Annotated in this window: 11 protein-coding genes; 7 read left to right on the top strand and 4 right to left on the bottom strand. The window is 76.0% G+C overall.

Annotated elements, in window-relative coordinates:
* A partial coding sequence (locus ADK60_RS24890) for an AfsR/SARP family transcriptional regulator (RefSeq protein WP_286185303.1) occupies nt 1-967 on the bottom strand: 967 nt, incomplete at its 3' end.
* Nucleotides 968-1,630: 663 nt separating this feature from the next.
* Between ADK60_RS24890 and ADK60_RS45050 the strand changes: the two genes are divergently transcribed.
* Complete coding sequence (locus ADK60_RS45050; RefSeq protein ID WP_159400568.1) at nt 1,631-2,440, top strand: hypothetical protein; 810 nt, start codon at nt 1,631-1,633, stop codon at nt 2,438-2,440.
* A 99-nt stretch (nt 2,441-2,539) separates the two neighbouring features.
* Here the strand turns inward: ADK60_RS45050 and ADK60_RS24880 are convergent, their stop codons facing one another.
* The 3 genes from ADK60_RS24880 to eccCa form a co-directional block, all read right to left on the bottom strand.
* On the bottom strand, nt 2,540-3,718 hold the full coding sequence (locus ADK60_RS24880; protein WP_053649027.1) for a Cmx/CmrA family chloramphenicol efflux MFS transporter: 1,179 nt from the start codon (nt 3,716-3,718) through the stop codon (nt 2,540-2,542).
* Nucleotides 3,719-4,032: 314 nt separating this feature from the next.
* On the bottom strand, nt 4,033-7,479 hold the full coding sequence (locus ADK60_RS24875; protein WP_053649026.1) for a hypothetical protein: 3,447 nt from the start codon (nt 7,477-7,479) through the stop codon (nt 4,033-4,035).
* A gap of 93 nt (nt 7,480-7,572) precedes the next feature.
* Nucleotides 7,573-11,544 carry a type VII secretion protein EccCa gene (eccCa, locus tag ADK60_RS24870; RefSeq protein ID WP_079008672.1) on the bottom strand — a complete coding sequence of 1,324 codons (3,972 nt, stop codon included), beginning with the start codon at nt 11,542-11,544 and terminating at the stop codon, nt 7,573-7,575.
* A gap of 339 nt (nt 11,545-11,883) precedes the next feature.
* On the opposite strand from eccCa, the gene eccD reads away from it, so the two are divergent.
* From eccD to ADK60_RS45045, 6 genes are all read left to right on the top strand, one after another.
* Nucleotides 11,884-13,257, top strand: coding sequence for a type VII secretion integral membrane protein EccD (gene eccD, locus ADK60_RS24865; protein ID WP_053649022.1), 1,374 nt, complete (start codon nt 11,884-11,886; stop codon nt 13,255-13,257).
* Nucleotides 13,258-13,346: 89 nt separating this feature from the next.
* Nucleotides 13,347-14,795 carry a type VII secretion protein EccB gene (eccB, locus tag ADK60_RS24860; RefSeq protein WP_053649020.1) on the top strand — a complete coding sequence of 483 codons (1,449 nt, stop codon included), beginning with the start codon at nt 13,347-13,349 and terminating at the stop codon, nt 14,793-14,795.
* A gap of 115 nt (nt 14,796-14,910) precedes the next feature.
* The gene (locus ADK60_RS24855) at nt 14,911-15,264 is read left to right on the top strand and encodes a WXG100 family type VII secretion target (protein ID WP_053649018.1); all 354 of its coding nucleotides are present in this window, start codon (nt 14,911-14,913) and stop codon (nt 15,262-15,264) included.
* An 85-nt stretch (nt 15,265-15,349) separates the two neighbouring features.
* Entirely contained in the window at nt 15,350-15,631 is a 282-nt protein-coding gene (locus ADK60_RS24850) for a hypothetical protein (RefSeq protein ID WP_053649016.1), read from the top strand.
* 19 nt (nt 15,632-15,650) lie between these two features.
* On the top strand, nt 15,651-16,082 hold the full coding sequence (locus tag ADK60_RS24845; protein ID WP_053649014.1) for a hypothetical protein: 432 nt from the start codon (nt 15,651-15,653) through the stop codon (nt 16,080-16,082).
* A gap of 123 nt (nt 16,083-16,205) precedes the next feature.
* Nucleotides 16,206-18,371 carry a hypothetical protein gene (locus tag ADK60_RS45045; RefSeq protein WP_053649012.1) on the top strand — a complete coding sequence of 722 codons (2,166 nt, stop codon included), beginning with the start codon at nt 16,206-16,208 and terminating at the stop codon, nt 18,369-18,371.
* Nucleotides 18,372-18,390 lie beyond the last annotated feature (19 nt).

Raw genomic sequence — 18,390 nt, 5'->3', positions numbered from 1 at the left:
TGGTGGCGGCGGGTGCGGTGGACGGGGGTGTGGGCCGGGTGACGGCCGGGCGGCCGCCGCCGGTGGGGCGGGGGGTCGACTTGCAGCTCGCGTACGGCACCGCCGTCGGCGGCCGGACGGCCGGTGCGGTGACGGTCGGGGCGGCGGTGGCCGGTGCGGTGCCGGGCCGGGGCCCGCCGATGAGCCGTACCGGTCCCGGCGCCGCTCCCGTTGCCGGGCGCCGCGCCGGGTCGTCGGACAGCACCCCCGACACCGCCGACCGCAGCGCGCTGCCCGGCCCGACGCCGAGGTCCGCGGCGAGCCGGCGGCGGGTGCGGTGATAGGCGTTCAGGGCGTCCCACGAGCGCCCGGACTGCTGCAGACAGAGCACCAGCCGCGCGGCCAGCGCCTCGTTCCACGGATCGGCCTCCGCGGCGCGGTCGAGCTCGGGCACGGCGTCCGCGCCCAGCCCGAGCCGGAGCAGGCGGTCGGCCCACGCCTCCAGCGCGAGGGTCCGGTCCTTCCGCAGCCGGTCGGCGAGCGCGTCCCGCAGGTCGGTCTCGGGCAGGTCGGCGAGTGCGGCGGGCCCCTGCCACAGCGAGAGCGCCCGTCGCAGCAGCCCGGCCGCCGCCTCGTCGCCGTCCGGGGCGTTCCGCGCGGCGGCGTCGGCGACCAGCCGCTCGAACAGCAGCGAGTCCACCGCGTCCGCCGGGCCGTCCAGCCGGTAGCCGGGCGGACGGGTGGAGAGGACGAGGCCCGAGCCGGCGATCAGCTTGCGCAGCGCGGCGATGTGACCCTGCAGCGCGGCCCGGGCCCGGGCCGGCGGCGCGTCCCCCCACAGCAGTTCGAAGAAGCGTCCGACCGGGACGGTACGGCCGAGTTCGAGCGCCAGCAGGGCCAGCGTGGCGCGCCGCTTGGCGGCGGCGGGCTCGACGGACCGGCCGTCGGCGGTCCGCAGTTCCACCGGACCCAGCAGCCGAACGAACACGGATCCTCCCTGGTGAGAGCGGGTGGACGAGGGTTTCCATCCCTGTGCGGGGCGCAGTCTAGCCACGCTGGAGGTTCGTCTTGTGACGTTCGGTGTGCGATTTCGGGAATGGTGGGTATCTGTCCGACCGGGGGGTTGACGGCAGCCGGTTCGTGGTCCCCGCGGGCGCGCGCGGGGGTGTCCCCCGGCCGGAAGCGGGCGGCGCGTCCGCCCGGCGCGCCCACGGGGTCCGCCGTCGCGCCGCCGGTGAGGCACTGTCGTCCGCGTGCTGACGAACGGGCCGTCGGGCGGGTCGGGTGCCGCGGCGGCGGGTGCGGGGGGCGCTGCGGGCGGGCCTGTCGGCGACGGCCGGGGGCGGCCGCCCGGGAGCGGGGTCCCACCGGCGCGGACCGTCCGGGCGGAGCGCGTGCCCGGCGGTTCGGGAGGTGTGCGCGATCGGACCCGCCGGGCTGCCCGAAGGGGAACCCCCGAACGGGGTCTCCGGGACGGGCCTGCGGGCCCCGGGGCGGATACCCGGACGACCCGTCTCCCGTGTTCAACGGACGGGCGTCCACCTGGGGTTCACCTGTCGGCGGGCGGTGAACCCGGGCCTCCGGCCGCCCCGTCGATCAGAGTGCGGGGCCGTCGCGGTTCCGAGAGTTTCGACCGCCGGGAAGGGCCACCATGCTGCGAATGAACGGGCCGCTGCGGATCACCGTGCTCGACAAGGACGCCTACTACGAGCAGCGCGCGGTGGTGCGCACCCCGTACGGCACGTTCGTGCTGGAGGGGAGGGCCGGGGCCTCGCTGGACGTGCAGGCCGAGGAGTGGGAGCTGGAACTGCAGCACTGCGTGCCCGGCGTGGGCTGGCGGCCCAACGTCCGGGTGCTGCCGTACCCGTGGCAGACCTCCGGCGGCCTGCGCAGCCGGATCGTGCGCAGCAAGGACTGCGACTGGCTGCACGGCGACCCGACCGAGCGGAACTTCGTCCTGCGGCTCTCCGCGACGGTGGCCGAGCGGCCGGGCGCGGCCCCGGCCGCCGCCGAGGCGGTGGGCCCGGCCGTCCGCGGGGGGCTGCGGACCAGCTCGGGGGCGGGCCTCGGCACGGTCGGCGGGGCGGTGCCCGGGGTGCCCGCGATGCCGGGGGTGCCCGCGGTGCCGGGAGTGCCCGCGGTGCCGGGGGTGCCCGCGATGCCCGGGGCGCCCGCGGTGTCCGGGGCGCCCGCGGTGTCCGGGGCGGCGGTCGCGCGGTCGGTGCCGGGCGTCCGGATGGGGGAGGCCGGGCAGCGGGCCCAGCTGAACGCCGTCCCGGTGGAGGCGGGCCGGCTGCCGACCGGCCGGGTCGCCCCGGCGGTGTGGCCCGCGCCGACCGCCCGGGCGGTGCAGGGGCGGTCGCTGGAGGCCAGGCCGCTGCAGGCCCGGCCGGTGGAGGCCGAGCGGGCGACGCCGGTGGCGCGCGGCGAGGCTCGGGAGAGCTGGGGGAGCGGCCACTAGCCGCTGCCGACTACGGCGTCGGTGACGCCCGCACGGAGGCGTGGGACGGGAGGACGGTCCCCGGCGGCGGAGTGACGCCCGACGGGGCGTCGGCGGGCGTCACCGGAGTGCCCCGCTGCTCCGGTCCGCTGCGATCACACCGCGCAGGGGGAACGCGACCAGCAGCGCGACCAGGACCAGGAGTCCGCTCGCCCACAGCGGCCCGAGGTTCCCGGCCGCTGTGCCGAGGGTCGTCGCGGCGACGAGGGGTCCGACGACAGCGCCCGTGTTGAGCGCGGCGGTCGCGTAGGAGCCGGCCATGGTGGGCGCTGCCGCCGCCTCGTAGAGCACCCGCGTGATCAGCGTGCTCCCGAGCGCGAACGACAGCGCGCCCTGGACGAAGACGAGGGCGAGCAGCGCGGCCGGCCTGTCGGCCAGCAGGGCCAGGGCCGGCCAGCCGACGAGCAGCAGCGCACCGCCGACCGCGACGACCGGACCGGGGTGCCGGTCGGACAACCGGCCGGCGACGGTGACCCCGGCGAAGGAACCGGCGCCGAAGAGCGCCAGCACGACCGGGATCCACAGCTCGTCCAGCCCGGCGGTGTCGGTCACGACGGGCGCGAGGAAGGTGAAGCCGGCGAAGGTCGCCGCGTTCACCACGGCGCCGAGCAGCATGACCAGGAGCAGCCGAGGCCTTTTGAGCTGCGCGAGTTCCGATCGCAGGGCCGGGCCGTCGGTGGCGGCCGTCCGTGCACGTCGCGCCGGGACCCCGGTGGCGATGCCGATGACCGCGGGCAGGCAGACGGCGGCGACGGCCCAGAACGTGGCCCGCCAGCCGAACAAGGTGCCGAGCACCGCCCCGCCGGGGACACCGGCGACCGCGGCCACCGTGGTTCCCGACAGCAGGACGGCGAGCGCGCGTCCCTTCCGGTCGGGCGGGACCAGCGTGGTGGCGGTCGTCAGGGCCACGGCGAGGAACCCCGCGTAGGCGAGCGCCGCGGCCACCCGGGTCGCCACCAGGAGCGGGAAGCTCGACGTGGCGGCGCCCACGACGTGGGCGGTCAGGAACACCAGGACGAACCCCGCGAGGGCGGAACGTCCGGGCCGGTGGCGGGCGAGCCCGGCCACGAGGGGGGCACCGACGACCATGCCGATCGCGAATGCCGAGGTGAGGGCGCCTGCTGTCCCGACCGTCACGTCGAGGTCGGGGGCGATGTCCGGCAGGAGGCCGGCGAGCATGAACTCCGAGGTGCCCATGGCGAAGGCGGCCAGGGCGAGCAGATACAGCGGGAGGGGCATCGAAGGGCTCCGAGGTGAGGAGAAGCACGGGAAGGTCAACCCGTCACCGCGGTCAGCACCCAGGGGCGCGCTCGTCCGGCCGCGGAACGCGGCGGGACGGCAGGACTACGAACTCAGTGGTTCAGGGGGCTGACGGCGTGACCGAAAGCCCCCACCGTGTCTGACTCGGGACTCGACATGGCCCGCACGGTACCCGACCGGTGGCCGTCGGGCCATCCCGGTTTTCACAGCGGTCGGGGTGTCGTCGATGCCGTGCCCCGCGGCGGCCGGGCCCGGGCCGCTCATCGGCCGGGCCCGGGCCGAGCAATGGGCGCTCAGGCGTCCGGGGCGGTGTCCGGGGCGTCGGGGTTCTCGGGGCCCTCCGGGCCCTCGGGGGCGGGGTCCGGCGGTTCGGGGATGTCGAGGTGGACGCCCGGGGTGAGGTGGAAGCGTTCGGGGGACTCGGCCCGGGGGCGTTCGGTCTGGGGCATCGCCGCCCGCCGCTCCAGCCACGCGCGCAGCCGGGTCAGCGAGTTGCGGTTGCGCTCGGAGGGATCGCCGCCGGACTCGCGCAGCAGGACGCAGGCCGGGCGGTCGCCGTCGGCGGGTACCTGGCCGACCACGGTGAACGCCGTGCCCGGCGGGAACGCCGCCTGGGCCGGGCCGTCGGTCGGGTCGAAGACGGACGTGCGCCGACCGGTGGCCGACCAGACGAGGAACTCCACGGACGAGCCGGGGAGTTCGGCCCCCGGCGCGGTCAGCCCGGCGAGCGGTGCCGGTTCCCGGAACTGTCGGCCGGTCGGGTAGTGCGCCAGCACGGACTCCGGGTCGAGACCGGCCCCGGCACCGAGCAGCACCGCGCCGTGATGGCTCGGCAGCCGGCGCAGACCGGAGCCGAGGCAGCGCAGGAACGGCCGCAGCTCCGGGTCCCCGGACCGGGCGGCCGCGATCAGGGCGGCACGGGTCGCGGGCACGCCGGCGTCGGTGTGGTGGAGCAGCACGGCGGCCAGGTCGGGCTTGAAGTCGTCCTGCGAGGTGGAGCGCAGACCGGGCAGCCGGGTGGCGAGCTGGTCCAGCCGCCCGGTGCAGCGGTGGTAGTGGTCGCCGAGCAGGGCGCGGACGGCATCGCGCTCGGCGGGGCTGCTCGCGGTGACCGGGGGCGGGCTGTCGTCCAGGCCGAAGTACCGGGCCGGGGCCGGGGTCGGGTCCGGTGCGGGCTCCGGGACGGCCGCCGGTGCCTCGGCGGCCGTCCCGGGCGGTGCGGCCTCGACCGGATGTGCGGCCTCGACCGGCGGCGCGGCCGCGGGCTCGGCGGTCGGCTCGGACGTCGGCTCCTCCGGGGCCACGGTCCCGGACGGCGGTTCCGGCCGGGGCTCCGGTCCGGCGCTCGGTGCGGCCGGCGAGGCCGGTGCGGTCCGGGGGACGTCGGGCGTCCGGACCGGCAGGCCGTCCGGCTCGCCCGGCGCACCCGGCCGGCCGACCGGGGCGGAGCCGGACGGGCCGGATCCGGATCCGGATCCGGCGGTGGCGGTTCCGACCGAGGGCGGTGCGCCCGCGCCGGTGGCCGGGTCGGTGGCCGGGTCGGCGCTCGCCAGGGGGACCCGCCGGGGCGGCGCTCCGGCGCCGGTGAGGCTGCCGGTGGCGGGCGCACCGGTGGCCCGGACGGGCGTGGGCACGGGAACCGGACCCGGTTCGGCTTCGGGTCCGGGCTCGGGTCCGGAGGCGGTTCCGGGCTCGGCGGGGACCCGGTGCCGGGCCCGGGGGTCGGCCTGGGACGCGAACGGGCTCTCCGCCCCGGGACCGGGGGCGGGGGCGCCGACGGCGGGCGTCCGGGGCGCCAGCGGCGGTTCGGCCCCGGCCTCGGGTTCGGCTCCGGCCTCGGGTTCGGGAACGGGCGGCATCCGGTGTCGCAGCGGGGCTTCGGCCCGCGACTCGAACCGGCTCCCGGCCCCGCCTCCGGTGCCGTTCCCGGCACCCGTCGCACCTTCGGCGTCCGGCACGGGCGGTACCCGGTGACCGGTCGGCAGTTCGCCGCGGGAGGCGGTCCGCGACCCGCCGGGGACGGCCGGCCCGGGGACGGCCGGTACCCGGTGCGCGGAGGAGGCGGCAGCGCCCGCTCCCAGCGCGGCGGGCGCGTGCTGCCCCGGTCCGCCGACGGCGGCGGCCGTCCGAGCGGCGGCCGGCGCGGATACCGGCGCGGTCACCGGTGTGGTCACCTGCGCCCCGCGCCGGGCCGCGTCCGTGCCGCCGATGCCGTACGACACCGGCGCGACGGCGGGCGGGCCGCCCGCCGGCTGCTCGGCGCCGAGCCACTCCAGCTCGTACGTCCGGGCGACGAAGCGCCCGACGGTCTCGGCGGCGGGCTCCAGCAGCCCGTGGACGAGCAGCCCGAAGCCCTCGGCGCCGGCCGCCGGCAACCGGCCCAGGAGGGCGCCCAGCTCCTCGAAGGCGTCGGCGGGCACCGGGCGGTCCCGTTCCCCGACGATCAGCAGCGGGCGGCTCGGCTCGGGCCGGCGGAAGCGCGGGGTGAGCACGTGCGGCGGTTCGGGGCGGAGCCAGAGCCCGGCCGGGACGGCCTCCAGCGCCCAGTACGGGAACGCCTGGAACACCCCGGGCCCGGCGGTCCGCCAGTCGGAGCCGCCGTTGCGCCAGGCGGCGGGCGTGGTGGGGCAGCCGGGGGCGGAGGAGAGGCGCAGCAGGAACGGCTCCCACCCGATCCGGCCCTCCCGGTCCAGCACCCGCGAGGTGGGGCCGCCGTGGCCGAGGACGGGCAGGCCGATCGCGGCCTGCACCGGCCGGGCGGTACGGGCGGTCAGCGCGCCGATGAGCGCGGAGAGTTCGTCGGGGGCCGCCCACGGGGCGCTGATCAGGGGGCGGTCGGAGCCGAGCGGCAGGGAGAGCACGGCCTCGGCGAAGTCCTCGGGCAGCAGGACGGGCCGGGTCGGGGTGCCGATCACGATGACGGCGGTGCCGGGCGGGGCGGCCGCCAGCCGCAGGTCGGGCAGCGGGGTGGTGGCGGGGTCGGCCGGGTCGGTGAGCCAGAAGCCGGCCGGCAGCCGCAGGACGCGGACGGCGTTCGCCCGGCCCCGGGCGGCGGCGGGGGCGGGAACGGCGGGCGGTTCGACGAAGGCGGTCGGCCGGGTGCGCCGCGACTCCACGGGGGCGACGGCGCCGATCGTGCCGGCCACCCGCCGGGGCTGCTCGCCGGGTTCGCACCGCCACCACGAGGAGCGTGCGACCGCGCCCTCGGGGTCGTTGACGGTGAGGTGGCCGGCCGGGGTGATCTCCACCAGGCCGTCCGGGGCGACGACCGGCACGCCGGAGCGTTCGGCGACGACCTCGGCCGGGCGGCGGCCGTTGGGGGCGAGGGCGGCCAGTCCGGAGGCGGCGAGCACCAGGTGGGTGGCGCCCCGGGCGCGGGTGATCACCCCGAGGTCGGTCATCCGGTCGCGCAGGACCTTGGCCGAGTCCGGCGCGGCGGCGATCACCACGACGGCGTCCGGGACCGGCCGCAGGGCGCCGATCGCGGCCTTCAGCTCGTTCGGGTGGGCGGTGGCGGCGGCGATCACGAAGTGCGGGCCGACCTCGCGGAGCACCGACGGGCCCGGTTCCGCGGTGCGGGCGGGTGCCGGCACCGGGAGGGTCGCGGCGGGGCCGGACGCGGCGGGAGGGTCCCCGGCGGGCAGCGCGCGCTGCGCCCCGCGCCGCAGTCCGAAGCGGCGGCGGGGCTCGGCCGGGGGTGCGGGGTCGCCGGAGCGCGCACCGGTGCGGGAGAGGCTCATCGTCCAGGACTACGGCTCCGGCCGGGCCTCCGGTTCACCGCCGGCCCTGCCGGAGCCCTGCCGCAGCCTGGCCGGAGCCGTGCCCCGGCCCGGTCATCCGGTCCCGCCCGCTTCCCCCGGCTCCTGCACCAGCGCGGTCTGCACCTGCACCGTCCGGCGGCGGGTGACGTGCAGGGCACGGCCCGGCGGCAGCTCCCGCGGCTTGACGCTGCCGAACAGCGTGCCCTCGCTCGGCGGGCAGGAGAGCAGCGCGACGGGCGTGTTGAGGTCCTGGAGCCGGCGGAGCACCGGGTCGGAGTAGGAGCGCCCGATGCCGTTGGCGCCGCGGGCGACGATCAGGTGCAGGCCCAGTTCGGTGCCCTGGGCGAGGTGCGGGAGCAGGGCGTCGAACGGGTGCGGCGAGGTCGCCGGGATGAGGTCGAGGTCGTCGACGATCACGAACAGCTCGGGGCCCGTCCACCAGTCGCGCAGCCGCAGCCGGGCCGGGCTGATGTCCTCGCCGGGCACCCGCGCCTCCATCGCCCGGGCGCCGCCGGTGACGATCTGCTTGACGACGTCCACCGAGACGGCGTAGCCGAGCCGGTACTCCTCCGGCAGGCTCTCGTAGAGCCCGCGCCGGAAGTCGACCAGCATGATGCGGGCCTGCTCCGGCGTGTACGCGGTGGTGATGCTCTTGATCATCAGCTTCAGCAGGTTGGTCTTGCCGCTCTCGGTGTCGCCGACCACCAGGAGGTGCGGGGACTCCTCGAAGTCGTGCCAGAGCGGCGCGATGTTGGTGTCCTCCAGGCCGATCGGAACCCGCAGCGCCCCCTCCGGGGCGGGCAGGTCGGCGGCGTCCAGCAGCAGCGGCAGCATCCGCACCTCGGGCGCGCGCGGGCCGGTCCAGTGCTCGTTGACGGCGTCCACCAGGTCGGTGACGCCCTCGGCGAGGTCCTCGGTGGTGCCGGTGCCGTCGATGCGGGGCAGCGCGGTGAGGAAGTGCAGCCGGTCCTCGGTGAGGCCGCGGCCGGGGATCCGGGGGACGGTCGCCGCGGCCCGCATGTTGATCATCGAGTCGATCGAGTCACCGAGCCGCAGCTCGAAGCGGGTGCCCAGCTGGTCGCGCAGGCCGCCGAGGACCTCGCCCCAGCGGGCCGCCGCGATGACGAGGTGGACCCCGTAGTTGAGGCCGCGTCCGGCGATCAGGTTGACCGCGGCCACGAAGTCGGGGAAGTCCTGGCGCACGGTGTTCCAGCCGTCGATGACCAGGAACACGTCGCCGTAGCGCTCGTCGGCGAGTGCCGGGTCCCCGGCGGCCCGGCGGCGGCGGAACGTCGTCATCGAGTCGATGCCCAGCCGGGCGAAGCTCTGCTCGCGGCGGGCGATCACACCGGCCACCTCGGCCAGCGTGCGGCCGATCCGTTCGGGGTCGTGCCGGCCGGTGACACCGCCGACGTGCGGCAGGCCGCGCAGGGCGGCGAGCGTGCCGCCGCCGAAGTCGAGGCAGTAGAACTGCACCTCCTGCGGCGTGTGGGTGAGGGCGAGCGCGGTGATCAGCGTCCGCAGCAGGGTGCTCTTGCCGCTCTGCGGGCCGCCCGCGATGCCGACGTGGCCGCCGGCGCCGGAGAGGTCGGCGGTGTGGATCTCGCGAAGCTGCTGGAACGGTCGGTCGACCACGCCGATCGGGACGGTCAGCCGGCCGCGCTCGGGCCAGCCCTCCGGGGCCAGGCCGTGCGCGCCGGGGGCGAGCGGCGGCAGCAGTTCGTCCAGCGTCGGCGGTACGTCCAGGGGCGGCAGCCAGACGCGGTGGGCGGGCGGGCCGGCGTCGAGCAGCCGCTCGGCGGCGAGGTCCAGCAGGGTGACGGCCTCCTCCGCCTCCTCCGGCTCGTGCTCGACCGGCTCCGGCGCGGGCCGGTTGGGCGTCACGTAGGCGGTGTCGTAGGGCACGATCTGCCCGGCGGCCGCGGCCTGCTGCGCGGCACCGCTGCGGCGCCGGTAGGGGCCGGACACGTAGGAGGCCTTGAACCGGGTGAGGGTGGCGATGTCGCTGCGCAGGATGCCGTTGCCGGGCTGCGAGGGCAGCTGGTAGGCGTCCGGCACGCCGAGGACGCCGCGGCTCTCCATGGCGGAGAAGGTGCGCAGGCCGATCCGGTACGACAGGTGGGACTCCAGGGCGTGCATCCGGCCCTCGTCCAGGCGCTGCGAGGCGAGCAGCAGATGGACGCCGAGCGAGCGGCCGAGCCGGCCGATCATGATGAACAGGTCCATGAAGTCGCGGTGGGCGGAGAGCAGTTCGCTGAACTCGTCGACGACGACGAACAGTGTCGGCAGGGGGTCGAGCTGGGCGCCGGCGGCCCGGGCGGTCTCGTAGTCCAGCAGCGAGCTGTAGTTCCCGGTGGCCCGGAGCAGTTCCTGGCGGCGGTTCATCTCGCCGTGCAGCGCGTCGCGCATCCGGTCGACCAGGGCGGCCTCGTCGGCGAGGTTGGTGATGACCGCCGAGGTGTGCGGCAGCCGGTCCAGGCCGAGGAAGGTCGCGCCGCCCTTGAAGTCCACCAGGACGAAGTTGAGGATCTCCGAGGAGTGGGTGAGCGCGAGGGCCAGGACGAGGGTGCGCAGCAGTTCGGACTTGCCGGAGCCGGTGGCGCCGATCAGCATGCCGTGCGGGCCCATGCCGCCCTGGGCGGACTCCTTGAGGTCGAGGTCCACCGGGGAGCCGTCGGCGCCCAGCCCGAGCGGGACGCGCAGGCGGTTGGTCTTCCCGCGGTCGGCCCAGGCCCGGCGGACGTCGTGCTGGTGCAGGTCGCGGATGCCCAGCAGGGCGGTGAGGTCGAAGTCGGTGTTGAGGGGCTCGGCGCTGTCCACCGAGTCGCCGAGCCGGTAGGGCGCCAGCGCGGTGGCGTAGCGGCGGACGGCCGGGACGGCCAGCGCGTCGGGGCGCCCGAGCGGGGAGACCTCGTCGTTGCGGTTGCGGTCGGCGCCGATCAGCTCCAGCTCGCCGTCGGTGATCCGCAGCCGCAGCCGGTACTTGTTGTGCTTCCACTCCAGGGCGTCGCCGAGGTCCAGCAGGACGGCGTTGCGGTAGCCGGCGAGGGCGGCCCGGCCACCGGCCGGGACGCGGACGCCGTCCAGCACGATCACCGTGAACGGTTCGTCCCGGGCGGGCTGCGCGTCGGGCTCGTAGGGCGGGCGCTCGGAGAACTCGGGGCCGAGCAGTTGCTCCAGTTCCACCAGGGAGCCGGCCACCAGGCGGACCGGACCGGCCCCGTCGCTCTCGGTCGGGTGCAGCGCGTGCGGCAGCCACTTGAGCCAGGCCCAGTCCTCCCGTCGCTCGGGGGCGACGGCGGCGGCGATCTGCAGCTCGTCCGGCGCGTGGAAGAAGGCGAGCTGGGCGATCATCGCCCGGGCCAGCGCGCGGGCCGGCTCCGGGTCGGCGGCCACCGGGGTGCCGTCCTCGTCCTCGTCCTGCGCGGCGGCGCAGCGCACCAGCACCTGGGCGTAGCCGCGGACGTGGACGGCGATCGGCTGCTCGGCGATCGAGCCGTAGGCGTGGATGAAGCGGCGCAGGGCGTGCGCGCAGAGCGGCTCCAGGTCCTCGACCGGCTTGGTGGCGAGCGGCGCCAGCCGGACGGCGAGCCGCTGCGGGCCGCGGGCGATCCGGACGTCGCCGAAGTCGGGGTGGGCCGAACGCCGTTCCCAGAGGCGGGAGGTGCGCACCAGGGAGGCGAGAGCGCCGGGCTCCGGGTGCCGCCAGGCGAGGGCGAGCCGCTGCTTGACGATGTGCCGCCGCACCTGGCGGCGCATCTGGGCGAGGTAGCGCAGGTAGTCGCGGCGCTCGCCGCGCAACTGGCGCTTGCGGTCGCCCGAGGTGCGCAGCAGCTGGGTGACGAGCATGGCGACGGCGGACAGGCCCATCATGCCCATCGCCACGTACTGGAGGGGTCCGCTGCCGCCCGTCGGGTTGAGGAAGAGCATCACCATCGAGAGCGAGCTGAGGGCCATCGGGGCCATCGTCAGCATCTGCGAGACGCCGCTCTGCGGTTCCGGCAGGCCCGGTGGCTCCTGCAGCTGGATCTCCCCGTCCGGCATCTCCGGTCCGGGGCGCCGGGGCGGTCGGTCGACCAGGACGACGCTCAACGGGGGTTCTCCTCTCACCGCGCCCCGCCGGGCACGGACTGCAGCACGGGACCGCACCCTGGCCTACGGCCCGCGCGCCGCGCGCGGTTCACCTCCGGCGGCGCGACCGGACTCCCGGGCGGTTCGGTGACGGTGCGGTGGCCGGTTCGGTGACGGTGCGGTGATCGGTTCGGTGACGGTGCGGTGATCGGCGCGGCACCCGGCCCCGCGGCCGACCCGGTGAACCGTCGGCGCTCCGCCGCGCGTAGTCGCCAGTGGAGAGCGGTCGTGGCGACGGAGGAGCGGGATCAGGTGAGCGGTGCAGTGGCGGCGACCGGGCTGTGCAGGCTGAGATTCCGCGCACCCGACACCGCGTTCGAACTCGCCGTGCCCGGCGACGTGGTCCTCGCCGACCTGCTGCCGACCGTGCTCGGCTACGCGGGCCGGTCCGTCGAGGAGGGCGGCGTCGAGCACGACGGCTGGGTGCTCCAGCGCGCCGGCGGCGCGCCCCTGGACGAGGAGCTCACCCTGGAGGCCCTCGCCGTCCGCGACGGCGAGGAGCTCTTCCTGCGGCCGCGCCGCGACGCCCTTCCCGAGGTGCACTTCGACGACCTGGTCGACGGCGTGCGCACCGGAATGGCCGGGCGCGGCGACTCCTGGCGGCCCGCCGTCACCCATCACACGGCGCTGGCGCTGGCCCTGCTCGCGCTTGCCGGCGGACTGCTGGTGCTCACGCTGCCCGGCCCGGACGGCGCCCGCTGGGCGTTCGCCGCCGTCACGGCCGTCCTGCTGCTCGGCGGCGCCGCCGCGGCCTCCCGCTCGGTCGGCGACGGTCCGGCCGGCACCGCGCTGGGCGCGGCCGCGGTGGCCTACGCCTGCGCGGCGGCCGCGCTGCTGCCGGGGCTCGACGGGTCCACCCGGCTGCTCGCGGGCGGCTCGGCGGCGGTGGGCTCGGCGGTCGTGGCGCTGGCCGTGGTCGGCGGCGGGCCGTTCTTCCCCGGGCTGCTGGCGGCCGCGCTGTTCGCCCTGCTGGCGGGGGCGCTGGCGGCCGCGGGGGTGGCCGCCACCGGCATCGCCGCCCTGGTCGCGGCCGGGGCCGTGGTGCTCGGTGCCTTCGTGCCCGGTCTGGCCTTCAAGCTCTCCGGTCTCCGGCTGCCCGCGCTGCCCCGCAACGCGGACGAACTCCAGGAGGAGATCGAACCCTTCCCGGCCGAGGACGTGCTCACCCGCAGCACGGCGGCCGACGGCTACCTGTGCGCCTTCCTGACCGCTCTCGGTGCCGTCTGCGCCGGCGCGCTGGTCGTCCTGGCCGGCACCCGGGACGCCGGGTGGGGCGCGCCGTCCACCGCCCTCGCCCTGTCGCTGCTGCTCCTGCTGCACGCCCGGGACATCGGCGGGATCCGACAGCGGATGGCCGTGCTGCTGCCCGGCGTGCTGGGCCTGGCGCTGCTGGCGGCACGGCTGGGCACGGACGGCGACGGGACGCAGCGGCTGGTGGTGTTCACCGGGCTGGTGCTGGCCGCGGTGGCGCTGGCCGCCGCGGCCTGGACCGTTCCCGGCCGTCGACTGCTGCCCTACTGGGGGCGGATCGGCGACCTGGCACACACGCTGACCGCTGTCGCGCTCCTGCCGCTCGCCCTCCAGGCGCTCGGCTTCTACCGGACCATGCGGGGCCTCGGCGGCTGATCCCCCGCCCGGTCGGTGCCCGTCGCGGGCGGGGACGACCGGGACCGCCGCCCGGCCCCCGACGCCACTCCCCGCAGGAGGACCACCGCATGCAGTCCCGCCGTGACCAGGTGCAGGCCCACCTCTTCGTGATGGGCCGGGTCTCCGCCGGCATGCTGCGGGCCGAGCCGGACGCCCCCGACAGCCCCACCGGGCGGACCAACCGGGGTGCCGTGATCGGCCTGGCCCTCGCGCTGCTGGCCGGTCTGGGCGCCGGCGTCTACGGGCTGGTCAAGCCCGGCGGGGCGACCGGCTGGCGCAAGGCCGGCACGGTGGTGGTGGTCAAGGAGACCGGGACCCGCTACCTGTTCGCCGGGGGGCAGCTGCACCCCGTCGTCAACCAGTCCAGTGCCCGGCTGCTGGCCGGCGAGCAGCTGACCGTGAACCAGGTGTCGCGGCGATCGCTGGAGGGCACCGCCCGCGGTGGCCCGGTCGGCATCGTCGGCGCGCCGGACGGCGTGCCCGCCCCCGCCGACCTCGACCGCTCCGACTGGTTGGCCTGCACCGTGCAGGCGGCCGGCGGGCCGACGGGCCGGACCGGCCCGCTGCTGTCGCTCTCCGTCGGCAGCCGGCCCGGGGGCACCGCCGCCGGCGACCGGGGCGCCCTGGTCGCCGGGCCGGACGGTGTCCCGCACCTGCTGTGGCACGGGCGCCGCTACGCGCTGGACGTCGAGGGCGGGGCGCCGCGCGCCCTCGGGTACGCGGCCGCCACCCCGGCCGCGGTCCCGGCGGCCTTCCTGCAGACCTTCGCCGCCGGGCCCGACCTGCGCCGCCCGGAGCTGCCCGGCCGGGGCACCGCGGGGCCGGACCTCGCGGGCCGCAGGACCCGGGTCGGCCAGCTGTTCTCCGGGACGGGCGAGGAACGCTTCGTCCTCACGGCCCAGGGCCTGGTGCCCGTCGACGCCACGGTGCTGGCGTTGGTCCAGGGCGATCCGCGCACCCAGGAGGAGGCCTACGGGGGAGGCGCGGTGACCGTCGAGCAGGTCGGCGCGGCCGACCTCCTCGCCCATTCGGCGCCGGCCGCCGCGGCCGGCGAGCTGGCTCCGGCGGGCCTGCCCACCCGGCCGCCGCTGCTGGTGCCGGCGGCGCCCGGGCAGGCGCTCTGCGCGGGCCTGTCCACCTCCGGGGCGGGCGAGGTCGACCTTCGCCTGCTGGACGCGACCGCCGTCCTCGGCCTGCCGCCGACGGCCGAGCCGGGTGTCCTGCCCAGTTGCACCCCGGCCGACCGGATCTCGGTGCGACCGGGCGGCGGTGCCCTGGTCCGGGCGCTCTCCGGCGCGGGGCAGGGCTCGACGCTGTACCTGGTGGCCGACAACGGCGTGCGCTACCCGCTGGCCGCGGCCGCCGTGGAGCGGCTCGGCCTCAACGCCGCCGCCCCGGTGGCCGTCCCCGGCCGGCTGCTGTCGCTGCTGCCCACCGGGCCGAGCCTGGACCCGGCGGCGCTGGCCGGAACGGCGCTGGTCCAGCCGTCCGCGACCGACGGCAAGTGCGCCCGCTGAGGTGATTCGCCCCGGCCCGCCGGTGCACTGAACCGGCCGGGCCCCCGGGGCCGTTCAGCCTGGCGGGCCCGCCGCCGCGCGGGCCCCCGAGACGTGAGATGCGAGAGGGACCGAGATGGCCAACACGAACCCGAATGCCGTCACGAAGGCGGATCCGGCCTCCATTCAGGCCGTGAAGAGCACCATCGAATCGCAGATGGGCGTGATGGAGGGCGTCAAGCGGGACATCGACCAGAGCATCCAGGAGCTGGAGACCAAGTTCCAGGCGAAGTCGAGCGTGGTCTTCGTGCAGAAGATCGGCGAGTGGCAGCAGAAGTACCAGGAGGTGATCGGCCTCTACAACGACTTCCTGGGCAAGCTGGCCGCCGGTGAGAACACCTTCAGCACCGCCGAGGACAACGCCCTGGCCGTCGCCAACAAGGGCGGCAACGGGAGCGACCCGATCAAGGACGCCCTGAACCCCAAGTAGGCGGGCGGAACCGTCAGCCCCACCGGCCGGGCGGTGCGTCCGGCCGTTCCCCCTCTCCAACCCCAACGAAACGGGAGTCAGCGAAGTGTTCGTCGAGCACGCGGGCGTCGAGGGCGCCATCCAGTACCTCAGCGACACGGCCGAGCGCATGGAGGACGCGATGCGCGTCACCAAGCAGAAGCTGGACAGCTTCTACGGCGGTCCCCTCCTCGGTGTGTTCTCCACCGCCGCGGAGAACCTCTCCGAGGCGCTCCGCCAGAAGGACGGCGTGATGATCGGTGACATCAACTCCGCCACCCAGGACCTCGCGAAGATCCACCACATCCTCTGGTCGGCCGACTTCGAGGCCGGCCGGGGCATGGGCTGACGGACGGGGCTGACAGGTCATGGCAGAGAACGAGAACGGCGGCGGGCACACCGTCACCAAGATCACCGAGGGCTATGTCGCGGAGTTCGCGGACAAGAAGCTCCAGGAACTCATCAACGCCTTCCTGCAGAACGCGAACGTCCGGGACATCGGTCTCTACGCGACCGACGGCGGCACGCTGAGCGTCGGCGCCCCGTCGCACCTGCTGGCGGGCAACGCGAGCGCGACCGCTCCGTCCATCGGCATCCTCACCACCGCGTTCAAGGGCTACTTCGCCTCGGTCAACACCGGCTTCGGCAACATCAACACCCAGGCCACGAACATGAAGCTGGACCTCAAGGACGCCGACCTCATCCTGCAGAACGGTGAGGAGGACGCGATCAGCGTGGCCGAGCTGATGTACCTGCTCAACAACGTCGTCCCCGGCGGCTCCGGAACCGGGGGCCGCTGACCCCGGCCGCACCGCCGCGCGCGGGCCGGTCCAGGCGCAGGCCGGCCCGCACCACCGGCCCCCTCGGGGGCGATCCGATCCGATCCGACACGACCGCGCCGGTCCAGCCGAAGGGGTTTCACCGTGGGCAAGTGGGAGGACGTCGTCGCGATCTTCGCGTCGTCGGCCCAGACCAGTCTCGTCGACCGCGGCGCGGTCGCCGGCCAGGACGTGAAGTGGACGCCCGGTGACGGGAAGGGGGAGCCGACGACCTACTACGAGTGGAAGACCTCGGAGAGCAAGGGGATGCCGCACGACGCCTGGTGGGCGTGGAACTACCACTTCACGTACAACGATCAGACGTACTACGGAAGTTACGTCTGGGGGGTCAACTACGACTACTCCACCCTCAACGCGGGCTCGCCGTTCGACCGGTGGCAGCACGAGTTCCTCAACGTCGTCAGTCCGCTGCGGAATCCACCGTTCGCCAATGACCGGTTCGAGATCCGCTCCTTCCTGCGCGCGGCCAAGGCCCACGAGAACGCCCGCCTCTTCCTCGACGACTGGGTCACCAGGAGCAAGGCCTGGATGGACGAGGTCGACGCCCCGGACGGGGACTGGCAGGGCAGCGCCGCAGGCGCGTTCCACACGATCCTCGGTGCCTTCCACGGCGAGATCACCAGCTTCCAGCGGCAACTGGCGGGCAACGGCGTCGAGAACGCGCTGAACGGGGTGACTTCCGCGCTGCTGGACTCCCTGGCCACTCTTGAGATGGGGTACAACACGTGGCGCGCCAACCGGCTGGCGCACCCCGCCAACGCCCTCCAGGACGCGGTGGCCGATGCTTTCAGGAACGCCACGGTCGAGGTCAAATGGCGGACGGAGAAGACCAACACCATCTATGACGAGAAGCAGCACTCGACCGACATCCCCGCCGCGGACGGCCAGACGGACCTCAGCTTCAAGGTGACCAATTCCCCCTTCGGTGACCCGGAGACGAAGGAGTTCTGGGAGAAGGTCGTCGTCCGGGCCAAGCAGATCTGGTTGGCGAACCTCGGTTACCTGGACAACGAGGCGGGCCGGGCGCTGGTTTTCCTCGAATCGGCCTACACCACCATCTCGAACCTGATGAACAGCAATCACCCCCGGGTCGAGCTGCGGATGCCGCCGCCCGCCCCGCCGAAGGTGGACGCCCCGCCCGGCCTCGGCGGCGACGGAAAGGGCGGCCCCGGCACGGGTGAGGGCGGCCCCGACCTGAAGAACGACCTCGGCGGCGGTCCCGGCAACAAGGAGCTCAAGCTCGACGGCGGGGCCGGTGGCAGCGGGGCCGGTGGCAGCGGCACCGGTGGAATCGGCAACATCGGGAACATCGGTGGCGGCAACGGCGGCGGCGGTGGTGGCAGCGGTATCAAGCCGCCCACCAGCCTCCCCGGCGGTGTGAAGCCGCCCGAGATCATCACCGGCGGCGGCAGCGGCGGCGACGGGCCCGTCCTCCCGGGGGGCGGCACGACCCTGCCGGGCGGCGGGACGGGCGGCTACCCGGGCGTCCGCTACCCCGACCTCCTCGACAACACCGGGAACGGCGGCGGCACCTGGACCGGTGGCATCGGCAGCGGCATCGGCGGCTCCGGGGGCCGCAACGTCGTGGTGCCGCCCGGCTCCCGGATCACCGACGAGGGCCGGGTGGTGGACAGCGAGGGCCGTCCCGTCCTGGACAGCCGGGGCAACCCGATGGTGGTCGGCCGGGACTACAGCATCTCCCCGGACGGCACCCTGCTCGACGGCCGGGGCACCCCGGTCCCGGAGAGCCGGCAGATCATCGACGACCTCGGTCGCAGCTACCTGGACACCGGGGACGACCTGCTCGCGCCCAACGACTTCGGCCTCGGCGCGTCAGGCTTCGGCGGATCCGGCCTGCTCGGCTCCGGGGGCCTCGGTCCGGGCGGTTCCCTCATCTCGGGACCGGGCGGGATCTCCCCGATCACCTCCACCGCCGCCGGGACCAGCGCGCGGGGCTACGCGACCGGCGGTGACCCGAGCGGACTGAAGGCGGCGTCCGAGGCGGCCAACGAGCGCCTGGCTGCGGAGCGCGCAGCCCGCGCCGCGGCCGCCGAGCAGTCGGCGCTGACCGGCCGGCAGGTGGCCACCACCGGCGGTGGCGGCATGCCGCCGATGATGCCGCCCGGCGCGGGCGCCGGAGCCGGGGCCGGCGGCAACGAGAAGGACCGTCAGCGCACCACCTGGCTGGCGGAGGACGAAGAGGTCTGGGGCACCGAGAGCGGGGCCGTGGAGGGCGTCATCGGCCGCTGAGGCCGTCACCGCCCACGGC

This window comes from Streptomyces sp. XY431 (assembly GCF_001279805.1).
Classification (GTDB): domain Bacteria; phylum Actinomycetota; class Actinomycetes; order Streptomycetales; family Streptomycetaceae; genus Kitasatospora; species Kitasatospora purpeofusca.
This window is presented reverse-complemented; position numbering and strand designations above follow the sequence as displayed.

Bases quoted from the DNA above. Each gene is read 5' to 3' on its own strand.
- ADK60_RS45050 (WP_159400568.1), top strand. From the start codon at position 1,631: ATGCTGCGAATGAACGGGCCGCTGCGGATCACCGTGCTCGACAAGGAC.
- ADK60_RS24880 (WP_053649027.1), bottom strand. From the start codon at position 3,718: ATGCCCCTCCCGCTGTATCTGCTCGCCCTGGCCGCCTTCGCCATGGGC.
- ADK60_RS24875 (WP_053649026.1), bottom strand. From the start codon at position 7,479: ATGAGCCTCTCCCGCACCGGTGCGCGCTCCGGCGACCCCGCACCCCCG.
- eccCa (WP_079008672.1), bottom strand. From the start codon at position 11,544: ATGCCGGACGGGGAGATCCAGCTGCAGGAGCCACCGGGCCTGCCGGAA.
- eccB (WP_053649020.1), top strand. From the start codon at position 13,347: ATGCAGTCCCGCCGTGACCAGGTGCAGGCCCACCTCTTCGTGATGGGC.
- ADK60_RS24855 (WP_053649018.1), top strand. From the start codon at position 14,911: ATGGCCAACACGAACCCGAATGCCGTCACGAAGGCGGATCCGGCCTCC.
- ADK60_RS24845 (WP_053649014.1), top strand. From the start codon at position 15,651: ATGGCAGAGAACGAGAACGGCGGCGGGCACACCGTCACCAAGATCACC.